General features: G+C 71.3%; 11 protein-coding genes. All 11 read left to right on the forward strand.

Annotated elements, in window-relative coordinates:
- Nucleotides 1-54 precede the first annotated feature (54 nt).
- On the forward strand, nt 55-1,227 hold the full coding sequence (locus tag ACCP09_RS20725) for an ABC transporter substrate-binding protein (protein ID WP_433749082.1): 1,173 nt from the start codon (nt 55-57) through the stop codon (nt 1,225-1,227).
- Nucleotides 1,228-1,256: 29 nt separating this feature from the next.
- Nucleotides 1,257-3,020 (forward strand): ABC transporter permease, encoded by a 1,764-nt coding sequence (locus ACCP09_RS20730; protein WP_433749085.1) that lies wholly within the window; start codon nt 1,257-1,259, stop codon nt 3,018-3,020.
- Complete coding sequence (locus ACCP09_RS20735) at nt 3,013-4,140, forward strand: ABC transporter ATP-binding protein (RefSeq protein ID WP_433749088.1); 1,128 nt, start codon at nt 3,013-3,015, stop codon at nt 4,138-4,140. The genes ACCP09_RS20730 and ACCP09_RS20735 overlap by 8 nt, the downstream gene beginning before the upstream one ends.
- Nucleotides 4,141-4,170: 30 nt before the next feature.
- Complete coding sequence (locus ACCP09_RS20740; protein WP_433749091.1) at nt 4,171-5,259, forward strand: isocitrate/isopropylmalate dehydrogenase family protein; 1,089 nt, start codon at nt 4,171-4,173, stop codon at nt 5,257-5,259.
- 76 nt (nt 5,260-5,335) lie between these two features.
- The gene (locus tag ACCP09_RS20745; RefSeq protein ID WP_433749094.1) at nt 5,336-5,944 is read left to right on the forward strand and encodes an aspartate/glutamate racemase family protein; all 609 of its coding nucleotides are present in this window, start codon (nt 5,336-5,338) and stop codon (nt 5,942-5,944) included.
- On the forward strand, nt 5,941-7,170 hold the full coding sequence (otnK, locus tag ACCP09_RS20750; protein WP_433749096.1) for a 3-oxo-tetronate kinase: 1,230 nt from the start codon (nt 5,941-5,943) through the stop codon (nt 7,168-7,170). The genes ACCP09_RS20745 and otnK overlap by 4 nt, the downstream gene beginning before the upstream one ends.
- Nucleotides 7,167-7,796 carry a 3-oxo-tetronate 4-phosphate decarboxylase gene (otnC, locus tag ACCP09_RS20755; RefSeq protein ID WP_433749099.1) on the forward strand — a complete coding sequence of 210 codons (630 nt, stop codon included), beginning with the start codon at nt 7,167-7,169 and terminating at the stop codon, nt 7,794-7,796. Before otnK ends, otnC begins: the two co-directional genes overlap by 4 nt.
- The gene (gene acnA, locus ACCP09_RS20760; RefSeq protein ID WP_433749101.1) at nt 7,793-10,423 is read left to right on the forward strand and encodes an aconitate hydratase AcnA; all 2,631 of its coding nucleotides are present in this window, start codon (nt 7,793-7,795) and stop codon (nt 10,421-10,423) included. The genes otnC and acnA overlap by 4 nt, the downstream gene beginning before the upstream one ends.
- Nucleotides 10,420-11,472, forward strand: a complete 1,053-nt coding sequence (locus ACCP09_RS20765) for an Ldh family oxidoreductase (protein WP_433749104.1) — start codon at nt 10,420-10,422, stop codon at nt 11,470-11,472. Before acnA ends, ACCP09_RS20765 begins: the two co-directional genes overlap by 4 nt.
- Before the next feature lie 8 nt (nt 11,473-11,480).
- A complete protein-coding gene (locus tag ACCP09_RS20770) occupies nt 11,481-11,840 on the forward strand; it encodes a putative quinol monooxygenase (RefSeq protein WP_433749107.1) in 360 nt (119 codons plus the stop codon).
- A 306-nt stretch (nt 11,841-12,146) separates the two neighbouring features.
- On the forward strand, nt 12,147-13,700 hold the full coding sequence (locus tag ACCP09_RS20775; protein WP_433749110.1) for a purine-cytosine permease family protein: 1,554 nt from the start codon (nt 12,147-12,149) through the stop codon (nt 13,698-13,700).
- The last annotated feature ends 27 nt before the right edge of the window (nt 13,701-13,727 follow it).

The raw sequence follows: 13,727 nt of genomic DNA on the forward strand, positions 1-13,727 counted from the left end.
AACCTTCAGAGTCTGTCGCGACAGCAGTGTCGCTATCGCTTCGAGGAGCTTCGGATGACCAGAACGTCGGCAGTGACCGGCACACGCGTGGGAAACAGGGCCAGGGCCCTGGTGGCCGTCGGTGCGGCGGTCGTGCTCGGCGCCACCGCCGCGTGCGGGGGCGGCAGCACGGGGGAGCAGGCGGCGGAGAACCCGATCGCCGTCGAGCAGGTCCCGGCCTACTACCCGGCGGACTACTCGCAGATCATCCAGGGTTCCAAGGCGGAGGGCGACACGCTCACCATCTACTCCAACACCGACCAGGAGAACTGGGCCCCGGTCTTCCGGGACTTCCAGAAGAAGTACCCGTGGATCACCAACATCCAGGCCAACAACCTGGACAGCGACGAGGTCTTCCAGCGCGTGCTCAGCGAGCAGGCGACCGGCGGCTCGCCCGCCGACGTCCTGGTGTCCAACGCCGCCCAGGCGTGGGCGGAGTACGCGTCCCAGCCGGGCCGGCTGCTGGACTACACCTCGCCGGAACTGCCGAAGCTCACCGACTTCGCCCAGCTCATGCCGAACGTCTACACGATGGCGACCGATCCGATGACGATCGCCTACAACACCTCTCTGCTGGACCGCGCGCCCACCAGCCTGTCCGACCTGGCCGCGATGGTGCGCCAGGACCCGGCCAAGTTCCAGGACAAGATCACCACCCGGGACGTCAACGGCGCCTTCGGGTTCACCGTCTCGCACACCTTCACCGACTCGGTGCCGACGGCGTGGCAGGACCTGGAGACACTGCTGCCCATGGCCCGGCCCGAGACCTCGTCGGGCACCCAGACCGAGAAGATCCTCGCCGGGGAGTACGTCGCCGGGTTCTTCATCTCCGGCGCCCCGGCCTACCCGGTCGTCGAGGACAGCGGCGGGTTGTTCCAGGTGGCCTTCCCCAAGGACGGCACCGTCGTCCTGCCGCGCGGCATCGGCATCACCCCGAAGGCGCCGCACAGCAACACCGCCAAGCTGTTCCTGGACTTCGTGCTCTCCCAGGAGGGCCAGCGCGCGGTCGCCGAGGGCGGCCTGACGTCCTACCGGCCCGACGTCACCGCCGCGCCGGGTCTGCGCACGTACCAGGAGGTCGTGGACCAGGTCGGGCAGCAGAACGTGATCGTCGCGAAGTACGAGCTGACCCCGGAGCAGGAGGTCGAGGAGTTCGTCGGCCGCTGGGACGGGCTGCTGGGTCGCTGACCCGCACGAGGAATCGGAGACCACGCGACATGACGACCCTGACCGAACCGGACCGGGCGGCCCCGCCGCGGCCCGGACCGCCCGCCCCGCGGTACCGCCGCCTGCTCGGCGCGCGCCGCGAACTGTGGGTGCAGTACGCGGTGCTGGCCCTGCTCGCCCTGCTGGTGCTCGCCCCGGTCGTGCCGACCCTGATCCAGTCCGTCCTGGACCGCCCGCTCTACGAGGCCGGCGGGATCTTCACCCCCGCCAACTACGTCCGGCTGTTCACCGAGGCCGGGTTCGGCACGGTGGTGCTGAACACGCTGATGTTCGCCGTCCTCACCACCGTGCTGACGCTGCTCATCGCGGTGCCGATGGCGGTGCTGGTGGTCCGCACCAGGCTGCCCTTCGGGCGCGGGTTCGCCGCGGCCATGCAGTGGCCGTTCTTCATCTCCTCGCTGATCCTGGGCTTCGGCTGGATCACGCTCTACGGCCCGGCCGGGTTCGTGAGCACCCAGGTCCGCCAGTGGATCGGCACCGTGCCGTGGAACCTGTACTCGATCCCCGGCATGGCCATCACCGAGGCGGTGGCGCTGGCCCCGATCGCCTACGTGTTCTGCGCCAACGCGCTGGGCAAGGCCGACGCCTCATTGGAAAGCGCCGCGCAGGTCTGCGGCGCCAAGCCCCTGCGGATCCTGTTCTCCGTCGTCATCCCGATGCTGCGCCCGCCGATGGTCTACAGCTCCATCCTGGTGTTCAGCATGTCGGTGGAGACGCTGAGCGTGCCGCTGCTCTACGGGCAGCCCGTGGGCATCAAGGTGTTCTCGACCTTCCTCTACACCAACGGCCTCCAGTCGATCAATCCCGACTACGGGGTGCTCGGCGCGGCTTCGGTGCTGATCCTGCTGGTGACCGTGGGCCTGGTCGCGGTGCAGGCGAAGCTGCTGAAGGAGGCGCAGCGGTTCGTCTCGGTGCGCGGCAAGGCCACCCGGCCTCGGCGGCTCGAACTGGGCTGGATCAAGTGGATCGGCGTCGCCGCCATCACCGTCTACGTGGTGTTCGGCGCGCTGCTGCCGATCGGCGGGCTGGTGTTCCGGTCCTTCACCCGGGTCTTCACGCCGCTGCAGAACCCGTTGCAGACGGCGACGACCGCGAACTACGAGCGGGTGTTCGGATTCGCCGCCTACGTCCAGTCCATTGTGAACAGCCTGATCGTCGCCGCGGTCGGCGCGGTCGTGGTCAGCTTCGTCGCCACGCTGGCGGTGCTGGTGTCCAAACGGTCCACCTTCCGGTTCCGGCGGCTGGCCGAGTACCTCGCGCTGGCGCCGCAGGCCATCCCCGGCATCATCATCGGCATCGGGCTGTTCTGGGCCTTCGCTTACCTGCCGTTCGGGATGGGCGGACTCGTCCAGGGCACGCTCGCCGTGCTGGTCGTCGGCTTCGGGCTGCGGGCGCTGCCGTCCGGGTTCGGCTCGATCGCGCCGTCGGTGATGCAGATCGGGCAGGAGCTCGACAACGCCGCCCGCGTGTCCGGCGCGGACTGGGTGCGCACCTTCACCCGAGTCCTCGGCAAGCTGCTCACCCCGGCGTTCGCCGGCGCGATGATCCTCACCTTCGTCACGATGCTCAAGGAGTACTCGCCCGCGGTGTTCCTCGCCTCGGCCGACTCCAACGTCATCGGCACGACCATGCTCGAACTCTGGGTGCAGGGCAACACCGGCTCGGTCGCCGCCCTCGCCACCGTCCAGATCGCCATCACCGCCGTATTCGTCGGCCTCGCCCGGCTACTCATGAAGGGGCACCGCGATGCCTGAGGTCCGCGTCCACCAGCTCGACAAGACGTTCGGCACGACCAGCGTGCTCAAGGGCGTCGACTTCACCATCCGCGACGGCGAGTTCTTCACCCTGCTCGGCCCCAGCGGCTGCGGCAAATCCACCACGCTCAACTGCATCGCCGGGCTGGAGAGGCCGACCGGCGGCAGCATCAGCGTCGGCGGCGAGGTGTTCGTCGACGTGGCGCGGAAGGTGTTCCGCACACCCGAGGAACGCAACCTCGGCATGGTTTTCCAGTCCTACGCCCTGTGGCCGCACATGACCATCGCCGCCAACCTGGCGATGCCGTTGAAGATCCGCAAGATCGGCAAGGACGAGCAGGACCGGCGCATCACCGACGCGCTGGACAAGGTCGGCCTGGCCCACCTGCGGTACCGCTACCCGCACCAGCTCTCCGGCGGCCAGCAGCAGCGGGTCGCGCTGGCCCGCGCACTGGTGTACTCGCCGAGCGTGCTGCTGCTCGACGAGCCGCTGTCCAACCTGGACGCCAAACTGCGCGAGCAGGCCCGCGCCTGGCTCAAGCGCCTGCAGGAGGACCTGGGCATCACCACCGTCTACGTCACCCACGACCAGGACGAGGCGCTGGCCTTGTCCGACCGGATCGCGGTGATGAGCGAGGGCGACATGCTCCAGATCGGCACCCCGCACGAGATCTACGAGCAGCCCGCCGCGGCGGCGGTCGCCGCGTTCGTCGGCCGCTGCAACTTCCTGCGCGGCACCGTCGAGCGGCGCGCCGACGGCCACACCGACGTCCGGCTGGACGCCGGGGGCGAGGTCGTGACCGTCGCCTCCCCGGTCGAGGTGGGCGCCGGCGGGCAGGTCACGGTCGCGATCCGGCCGGAGAAGCTCGAAGTCCTGCCCGCCGACCGCGAAGCCGACGCCGCGAACCTGCTCGGCACCGAGATCCTGACCCGTTCCTACGTCGGCTCCCACTACGAGTACGACGTGCGCCTGGGCAACCAGGTGGTGCAGGTCGAAAGCACCCGCCCCGGGCTGTCCGGGCGGGTCGGCCTCACCTTCGCCCCGGAGTCGGCCCTGCTCTACGCCGACGCCGTGGTCCCCTCGGAGGACGCCGAAGACCTCCTCACGCTGCAAGTCTGAAACCCCGTACCGAAAGGCGCACACCCCGACATGACCAGCAACCCGAACCGCCGCTACCGGCTCGGCGTCCTGCACGGCGACGGCATCGGACCGGAGATCGTGCCGTCCGCGGTGGCGATCCTGGACGCCGCGTTCGACGCGGCGGGCCTCGATCCCGTCGAGTGGACCGAGCTGCCGCTGGGCGCCGCCGCCATCGAGACCCACGGCGCGCACACCCCGGCCGCGACGCTGGAGGCCCTCGCCGGGCTCGACGCGTGGCTGCTCGGCCCGCACGACAGCGTCTCCTACCCCGAGCCGCACCGCTCGCAGCTCAACCCGAGCGGCACGATCCGCAAGCACTTCCAGCTCTACGCCAACATCCGCCCGGCAAAGGCGTTCCCCGGCGGCAACGCCGTCGTCGAGGGCACGGACCTGGTGATCGTGCGGGAGAACACCGAGGGCTTCTACGCCGACCGCAACACCCACGCCGGCACCGGCGAGTTCATGCCCACCCCGGACGTGGCGATCGCGATGGGCATCATCACCCGGGCGGCCACCGAGCGGATCGCCCGCACCGCGTTCGAGCTCGCCCAGGCGCGCGGCAAGAAGCTGACCATCGTGCACAAGGCCAACGTGCTGAAGCTGACCACCGGCCTGTTCCGCACGGTGTGCCGGGAAGTGGCCGCCGACTACCCGGACGTCACCGTCGACGACTTCCACATCGACGCGATGACGATGAAGCTGGTCCGCAAGGCCGACGAGTTCGACGTCATCGTCACCGAGAACATGTTCGGCGACATCCTCTCCGACCTGGCCGGGGAGATCGCCGGCTCGCTCGGCATCGCCCCGTCGGTGAACTCCTCGGACACCCACGCGATGGCGCAGGCCGCGCACGGGTCCGCCCCGGACATCGCCGGGCGCAACGTCGCCAACCCGGTCGCGATGATCCTCTCCAGCGCCATGCTGCTGCAGTGGCTCGCCGCGAAGAACGACGACCCGCGCCTGACCGACGCCGCCCGCCGCGTCGAGGACGGCGTCACCGCGACCGTCACCGCCGGCACCCGCACGCGTGACCTGGGCGGGACCGCGTCCACGACGGAGTTCACCGACGCCGTCGTGGACGCCATCCAGGCCGCCTGACCACCCGCACACAGAAAGGCCGACCGTGACCGGGCACCAGCCCCTCGTGGCCCTCGTCCACGCCACCCCCGCCGCCATGGCGCCCGCAGCCACCGCATTCGACGACGAGTTCGGGGAGGCGCGCCGGTGGAACCTGCTCGACGACACCCTGATCAGCGACGCCGAGCGGGCCGGCGGGCTCACCCCGGCGCTGCGGAGCCGGATGCGCGCGCTGATCTCCTACGCCGTCGAGGGCGGCGCGGACGCGGTGCTGCTGAGCTGCTCGATGTACGGGCCGGTCGCCGACGAGGCGGCGCCGGGGCTGCCGGTCCCGGTGCTGTCCTCCGACGGCGCGCTGTTCGCGGAGGCGGCCCGGCTCGCGCCGGAGCGGGTGGTGGTCCTCGGCCCGATCGAGGCGGGCACCCGCGACACGGTCGCCCGCCTGCGTGCGCACCTCGATCCGCGGACCACAGTGGACGGTCGCGTCGTGGCCGGCGCGCGGGAAGCGCTGGCGGCGGGGGACGTCCCGCGGGCGGCGGAGCTGGTCGCGGAGACGGCGCGGGAGGCGGGGGAGACGGATCTGGTGGTGCTCGGCCAGTTCTCCCTCGCCCCGGTGCGGGACGCGGTCGAGGCCGCGCTCGGGGTGCCGGTGCTCAGTCCGCCCCACCTCGCGGCGCGGGCGTTGCGCGCGGAGGTGCACGCGTGAGCCCGGTGCTCGGCTGCATCGCCGACGACCACACTGGCGGCAGCGACGTCGCCGCCGCGCTGCGCCGCGCCGGGATGCGGACGGTCCTGCGCTTCGGGGTTCCGGGCGAGCGGGCCGGCGTGCCGGACTGTGATGCCGTCGTGGTCGCCCTGAAGACCCGCAGCATCCCGGCGGCCGATGCGGTCACGCGGACGCTGGCCGCGCAACGGTGGCTCGCCGCGCTCGGCGTCACCCGGTTCTACTTCAAGTACTGCAGCACCTTTGATTCGACCGATGCGGGCAACATCGGCCCGGTCGCCGACGCGCTCCTCGGTGTCCTTGGTGGCCGCACGCTGATCTGCCCGGCCTCGCCCGAACACGGCCGCACCACCTACCTCGGGCACCTGTTCGTCGGCGACGTGCTGCTGTCGGACTCCCCGATGCGCCACCACCCGCTCACCCCGATGACCGACGCGAACCTGGTGCGCGTGCTCGGCAGGCAGACCCCGCACCCGGTCGGGCTGCTGCCGCTGACCGCGGTGCGGCGCGGCCCGGCCTTCGTCCAGGAGCACCTCGACGGGCTCGACGTCCGCCACGTCGTCGCCGATGCCACCGAAGAGGCCGACCTGCTCGCCCTCGCCCGCGCGACGAGCGACTGGCCGCTCCTCACCGGGGGAGCGGGCCTGGCCGGCGCGATCGCCCGGGTGGCCGTGCCGGAAGCGGCGCGGGCGGCGGAGATCGTCCCGCTCCCGCCTGGGCCGGGCGTGATCCTCGCCGGCAGCTGTTCGGCGGCCACGCTCGGCCAGCTCGACCAGGCGCTGGCCCGTTTTCCCGGGCACCGGCTCGACCCGGTCGCCACCCCGGTCCCGGCCGAGCTGGCCGCGGTCGCGGTGGAGTGGCTGGAGCGCAACCTCGGCGACGGGCCGGTGGTGCTGTACTCGTCCGCGCCGGCGGAGCAGCGGGCGACAGGGCCGGGGATCGCCGAGGTCCTGGAGGAGACCCTCGGACTGCTCGCCCGCCGCGCGGTCGAACTCGGCGTCCGCCGGATCGCGGTGGCCGGCGGGGAGACCTCCGGCGCGGTGACCACCGCGCTCGGTGTCGAGCAGGTCGTCGTCGGCGACGAGGCCGACCACGGGGTGCCGTGGTGCGTGACGACCACCGACGATCCGGTGGCGCTGCTGCTGAAGTCCGGCAACTTCGGCCGGCCGGACCTGCTGGTCCGCGCGATGGACGGAGCGACGCGATGAGCACCGGAATCCGCGCGCAGATCGCCGCCCTGGGCGCGTCGTTGTTCCATCGGAAGCTGACGTTCGGCCGCACCGGCAACCTCAGCGTGCGCCAGGGTGAGCGGATCCTCGTCACCCCGACCGGCGCGAGCCTGGGCGACCTCGACCCGGACGCGCTGGCCGTCATCGACGCCGACGGACGGCACGTCGACGGACCACGACCGTCCAAAGAGGCCTTCCTGCACGCCGCGGTCTACCGCGCCCGCCCCGACGCCGGCGCGGTGGTGCACCTGCACTCGACCCACGCGGTCGCGGTGTCCTGCCTCGCCGACGTCGACCCGGCCGACGTGCTGCCGCCGCTGACCGCCTACTACGCGATGCGCGTCGGCACCCTGCCGCTGCTGCCCTACCACGCGCCCGGCGACCCCGCGCTGGGGCCGCTCGCCGAAGACACCGCGCGCCGCCACCACGGCATGCTGCTCGCCAACCACGGACCGGTCGTAGCCGGGGCCGACCTCGCGGCCGCTGCCGACGCCGTCGAGGAACTCGAAGAGACGGCGCGCCTGCACCTGCTCCTGCGCGGGCACGCGACCCGGCCCCTCACGCCGGAGCAAGCCGCCGCGCTCCGCCCCGCGGAGACCCGATGACCGCCCCGAACTTCCCCAGCCGGAACAGCTTCGGCACCGCAGGCGTCCTCGCGGTCGGCGGGGTGGACCACCGCATCCACCGCATCGCCGGACTGGCCCCCGACGGCCTGCCCGTCACGTTGAAGATCGTGCTGGAGAACCTCCTCCGCCACGAGGACGGCCGCGTCGTCACCGCCGAGCAGATCGAGGCACTGCTGCGGTGGGGCGCGCCGGACGTGCACGACACCGCCGTCGACCTGCACCCGGCCCGGATCTTCCTGCACGACACCAACGGCGTCCCGGCGCTGGCCGACCTCGCCGCGATGCGGCACGCCATGGCCGCGCTCGGCGGCGACCCGCGCCGGGTGAACCCCGTCATCCCGGCCGAACTCGTCATCGACCACTCGGTGATCGCGGACGTGTTCGGCCGCCCGGACGCGCTGGACCGCAACGTCGAGATCGAGTACCGGCGCAACGCCGAACGCTACCGGTTCCTCAAATGGGGCAAGGAAACGCTGCGGAACTTCGCGGTCGTGCCGCCCGGCACCGGGATCATGCACCAGGTCAACCTGGAGTACCTGGCCCGCGTCGTGATGACCGGCGGCGGCTGGGCCTACCCCGATCTGTGCCTGGGCACCGACTCGCACACCACGATGGTCGACGGGCTCGGCGTCCTCGGCTGGGGGATCGGCGGGATCGAGGCCGAGGCCGCGATGCTCGGCCAGTCCCTGTCGATGCTCGTGCCACGGGTCGTCGGGGTGCGGCTGCACGGCGAACTCCGCGAGGGCGCGACCGCCACCGACCTGGTCCTCACGATCACCGAGCTGATGCGGGCGCACGGCGTGGTCGGCAAGTTCGTCGAGTTCACCGGGCCCGGCGTCGGCGCCATCAGCTTGGCCGACCGCGCCACCATCGCCAACATGAGCCCCGAGTTCGGTTCGACCTGCGCCTACTTCCCGATCGACGCCGAGACCATCCGCTACCTGCGGTTCAGCGGGCGCGACCCGGAGCACGTCCGGCTCGTCGAGGCTTACGCCAAGGAACAGGGGCTGTGGCACGACCCGTCCCACGAGCCGCGCTACTCCGAGACCGTCGAACTCGACCTGGGCACCGTGGTGCCGTCGCTGGCCGGGCCGCGCCGGCCGCAGGACCGGGTGCGGCTGGACGCGGCGAAAACGGGGTTCCGGCAGGCGCTCGCGGAGATGGGCGTCGTGTCGCGGGAGCCGGCCGCGGACCGGCTCGGCCACGGCTCGGTCGTCATCGCCGCGATCACCTCGTGCACCAACACGTCCAACCCGGCGGTGATGGTCGCGGCCGGGTTGCTCGCCCGCAACGCCGTGCGCGCCGGGCTGTCGAGCAAGCCGTGGGTGAAGACCAGCCTGTCGCCCGGGTCCCGCGTGGTCACCGGCTACTTCGACCGCGCGGGGCTGACCCCGTACCTGGAGAAGCTGGGGTTCCACCTCACCGGCTACGGGTGCATGACCTGCATCGGCGCGTCCGGGCCGCTCATCCCGGAGGTGTCGCGGGAGGTCGCCGAGCACGACCTGTCCGTGGTGGCGGTGCTGTCCGGCAACCGCAACTTCGACGGCCGGATCAACCCCGAGGTGCGGATGAACTACCTCGCCTCGCCGCCGCTGGTCGTCGCCTACGCGCTCACCGGCACGATGGACACCGACCTGCTCACCGAACCACTGGGCACCGGCGCCGGGGGAGAACCGGTGTTCCTGCGCGACATCTGGCCCAGCGCGGCGGAGATCCGCGAGGTCATCGACGAGTCGCTGCGGCCCGAGATGTTCACCGAGGTCTACCGGGACGTGTTCACCGGCGACCGGCGCTGGCAGGACCTGGACGCGCCGGCCGGGGAGACCTTCGCGTGGGACGACGGCTCGACGTACCTGCGCCGTCCGCCCTATCTGGACGGCATGCGCCCGGACCCCGGCCCGGTCACCGGCATCGAGGGCGCGCGGGTGCTGGTCAAGCTCGGCGACTCGGTCACCACCGACCACGTCTCACCGGCCGGCGCGATCCCCCCGCACACGCCGGCCGGGCAGTACCTGACCGGACTTGGCGTGCCGCGCTTCGACCTCAACACCTACGCCTCCCGCCGCGGCAACCACGAGGTCATGATGCGCGGCTGCTTCGCCAACGTCCGGCTGCGCAACCAGCTCGTCCCCGGCACCGAGGGCGGCTACGCGCTCGCCCCGGACGGCACCGTGACCAGCGTGTACGAGGCGGCCCTCGCGCACCGCGACGCCGGCACCCCGCTGATCGTGCTCGCCGGGCGGGACTACGGCTCCGGCTCCTCCCGCGACTGGGCCGCCAAGGGCCCGGCCCTGCTCGGAGTGCGGGCCGTGCTCGCCGAGTCGTTCGAACGCATCCACCGCTCCAACCTCATCGGGATGGGCGTGCTGCCGCTGCAGTTCCTCCCCGGCCAGTCGGCCGAATCGCTCGGACTCACCGGGCACGAACGGTTCACCGTGCGCGGCCTGGCCGGTTACCCGCGCACCGCCACGGTGGAGGCCGACGGCGTGACGTTCGAGGTGGTGGTGCGCCTCGACACCGAACGGGAGCGGGACTACCACCGGCACGGCGGGATCCTGCCCTATGTCCTGCGTTCCCTGCTCACCACCGAGGACGGTCCACTGTGAACGACATCCGCGTCGACCCCGGCGCCCTCACCGACGCCGGGGCGGCCATCCTGCGCTCCGCGGGCGTCCCGGAAGCGGACGCGCGCCTGGTCAGCGACAGCCTCGTCACCGCCGACCTGTGGGGCCACCCCTCGCACGGCATGCTGCGGCTGGGCTGGTACCTCGCCCGGCTGCGGTCCGGCGTGATGCGCGCGGTCACCGAGCCGCGGCTCGTCACCGACCTCGGGGCCGTCGCCGTGCTCGACGGTGACGACGGAATCGGGCAGGTTGTCACCGACCGCGCGTGCGCCGTGGCGGTCGAGCGGGCCGGCGAGCACGGGGTCGGCGTGGTGGCGGTGCGCAACAGCAACCACTTCGGCACCGCCGCGTACTGGACGCGGCGGATGGCGCGGGCGGGCTGCGTCGGCATCCTGACCACCAACGGCAGTCCCGCGATGGCGCCGTGGGGCGGGCGCGCCAAGACCGTCGGCGCGAACCCGTGGTCGATCGCGACACCCGGCGGCGCGCACGGTCCGGTGGTGCTCGACATCGCCAACACCGGCGTGGCGCGCGGGAAGATCTACGCGGCGTTGCAGCGCGGCGAGCGCATCCCGGAGGGGTGGGCGATCGACGCGGACGGCGTGCCGACGACCGACCCGCGCGCGGCGATCGACGGGATCCTCGCGCCGATGGCCGGGCACAAGGGGTACGGGATCTCGTTCATGATGGACGTGCTCTCCGGCGTGCTGACCGGTAGCTCGTACGCGACCGACGTCGCCGGCCCCTATGTCCCGGACCGGCGCAGCGGCTGCGGCCACCTGGTCCTCGCCCTCCGCGTGGACGCCGTTCTGGATCCGGCGGAGTTCGACCGCCGCATCGAGGACCTGATCGCCCGCACCAAAGCCGTGCCGCTGGCCGCGGGCGCTGCGGAGATCTTCCACCCCGGCGAGATCGAAACCCGCGCCGAGGCCGCCGGGCGGCGCGACGGTGTGGTGCTGCCGGCCAAGACGGTGGAGGAGCTGCATGCCCTCGCCGCGAGCTGCGGTCTCAGCCTGGAGTTGGCCGCCTGATGTACACGGTGATCGTCACGCTCGACGTGATCCCCGAGCACCTCGGCGAATTCCTGGACGCGATCCGCGCCAACGCGCACGCCACCCTGCGCGACGAACCCGGCTGCCTCCGCTTCGACGTGCACCGCTCGGCCGAGGACCCGCACCGGTTCCTGCTGTACGAGATCTACCGCGACCAGAAGGCGTTCGAAGTCGAGCACCGCGCCGCCCCGCACTACGCGACCTGGCGAAAGGCCGCGGCGCGCTGCGTCCGCCCCGGCGGCCACGTGAACATCTTCGGGTCACCGGTGTTTCCGAGTGATATTCCGGAAACCCGCTGGGCCGCTGAGCGCTGCCGATACAGCACAGGACGCGCTGGACGCAGGTAGACGACTGGGCCGGGGCCGCCCGGGACGGACGCCAGGTAGGACCGCAACCACGATCTCGCCACCGGGCAGTTTCTCGACTGGATGTCGCCCGCCGCGAAGATGCCCGGTGCTGCCCACGGGTCTGCGCGGCACTGGTGTCTGCACGCCGTCCCAGACAGTGTCCCGGCCGCGTTCTCGCTGTCAGTCTCCGGATGCTGCCGAACCGGCGTAGTCGGCGCCGGCTCCTCAGGGTTGACATGCCGCACGGAGCTGATTAGGTTCACCCGAATTGGATACACTTCTGTGTTCACTTTTGTGGGAGGCGCTATGCCAGCCGCCAACAGCCCCTTGCTGCCGGTCCTCCGGACACGCTCGACCGACGACCCGACCGTGGTCGCCGAACAGCAAGCCGACGACTACAGCAACCACCTCGTCCCGGTCACTGCTCGTGTGGGCCGCTGGCAGCTGACGATGTCTTTCTGGTCGCTGCTGAGCGCGATGGTCTGGTTGTTCTACGGAGCCCTGGTCGGCAGTCTGTACGGGACCCGCGACGCGCTGATCGCGATTGCCGTGTCGGTGGTGAGCTACTCGCTGATCAACGCCGTGTTCGCGCGGTGGGGCATGCACAGCGGCTTGAACAGCACGCTGCTTTCCAGAAGGATGTTCGGGGCCTACGGCGCATCGCTGACGGCTCTGCTCATCGCCGCGAACACGACCTACTACGCGGTTTTCGAGAGCAGCACGCTGGCCGTCGCCTTCCAGCACTACACGCCGGACTGGGACATCCGTGTCTGGTACGCGATCGTCGCGGTATGCATGCTGCCGCTGATGCTCGGCAGTGTCCAGACCTGGATGGCCAGGCTGAATTCGATCCTGCTGCCGTTGTACGTCATCGGCATCGTCGCCGCTGTCGTCGTGGCTGCCGTCAGGGTCCCGGGTACCGCTTGGCTGGAGTTCACCGGGGTCGTGCCGGCCCAAGCCCGGGCTCTGCCCGGCTGGCTGCTCGGGGCGATCCTGTACATGGGCATCTACCTGACGATGCCGACGACCGTCGACTTCGCCCGGCTGGCCAGGCCCCAGGATCAGAAGTTCCACCGCCGGGTGTCGTTCACCTGGCCGTTCTACGTCTGGCTGTTCGCCGTCAACGGCGTGGTCGGGATCTTCCTGGTCCGCGCCGTCCTGCCGCAGGACCCGACAGCAGAAACCGGTGTGGTGCAAGCTCTGCTGGCCACTCTCGGGGTCGGCGGGCTCGTCCTGATCGTGGTGTCCCAGACCAGGATCAACAGCCTCAACTACTACCAGGCTTCCTCCAATCTGCGTCGCGTGCTGAACACCGTCTTCGGAGTGCGGATCCACCGGCTCGTCCTGGTTGTCGTGGTGACCGGCCTCGCGTTCCTGATGATGCTCACCGACGTGTTCAGCTACCTCCAGACGGCGCTGGCGTGGCAGGGTGTGTTCTTCGTCAGCTGGGTCAGCATCATGCTGACGCACTACGCGCTGGTGCCGTCGGACCGGGCTCGTGGACCGGAGTTCCGCGCCCGCCGCCTTCCCGCGGTCACCTGGGGCTTGGGGGTCTGGGTGCTGTCGTCGGCCGTCGGCATCCTGCTGACGGAGGCATCCTGGGTGGTCCCGTGGCTCAAGGCGGCTGCCCCCTTGGCCACCGTTGTGGTGAGCGTCCCCTGCTACGCCCTCGTGGTCAAGACACGGACCGGCGAGCCCCGGTCCGGGCTCGATCCGCGTCTCGAAGTAGCGGACCCGGGCGGTACCTGGCTCGAGTGCCACCGCTGCGAGAAGTTCTACGTGGCGCTGGAGATGGACCGGGACCCGAGAGCAGCCAACGCCCCGATCTGCGACGCCTGTGCGACAGCCCGCCGGAGCTGACCGCGGCGCGCAGCGTTCATCAATCCA

Origin of the sequence: Amycolatopsis sp. 3B14, from assembly GCF_050958625.1 — a bacterium.
Lineage (GTDB): Bacteria > Actinomycetota > Actinomycetes > Mycobacteriales > Pseudonocardiaceae > Amycolatopsis_E > Amycolatopsis_E thermoflava.

Coding starts and splice junctions, on each gene's coding strand:
- ACCP09_RS20725 (WP_433749082.1), top strand. CDS start 55: ATGACCAGAACGTCGGCAGTGACCGGCACACGCGTGGGAAACAGGGCC.
- ACCP09_RS20730 (WP_433749085.1), top strand. CDS start 1,257: ATGACGACCCTGACCGAACCGGACCGGGCGGCCCCGCCGCGGCCCGGA.
- ACCP09_RS20735 (WP_433749088.1), top strand. CDS start 3,013: ATGCCTGAGGTCCGCGTCCACCAGCTCGACAAGACGTTCGGCACGACC.
- ACCP09_RS20740 (WP_433749091.1), top strand. CDS start 4,171: ATGACCAGCAACCCGAACCGCCGCTACCGGCTCGGCGTCCTGCACGGC.
- ACCP09_RS20745 (WP_433749094.1), top strand. CDS start 5,336: ATGGCGCCCGCAGCCACCGCATTCGACGACGAGTTCGGGGAGGCGCGC.
- otnC (WP_433749099.1), top strand. CDS start 7,167: ATGAGCACCGGAATCCGCGCGCAGATCGCCGCCCTGGGCGCGTCGTTG.
- acnA (WP_433749101.1), top strand. CDS start 7,793: ATGACCGCCCCGAACTTCCCCAGCCGGAACAGCTTCGGCACCGCAGGC.
- ACCP09_RS20775 (WP_433749110.1), top strand. CDS start 12,147: ATGCCAGCCGCCAACAGCCCCTTGCTGCCGGTCCTCCGGACACGCTCG.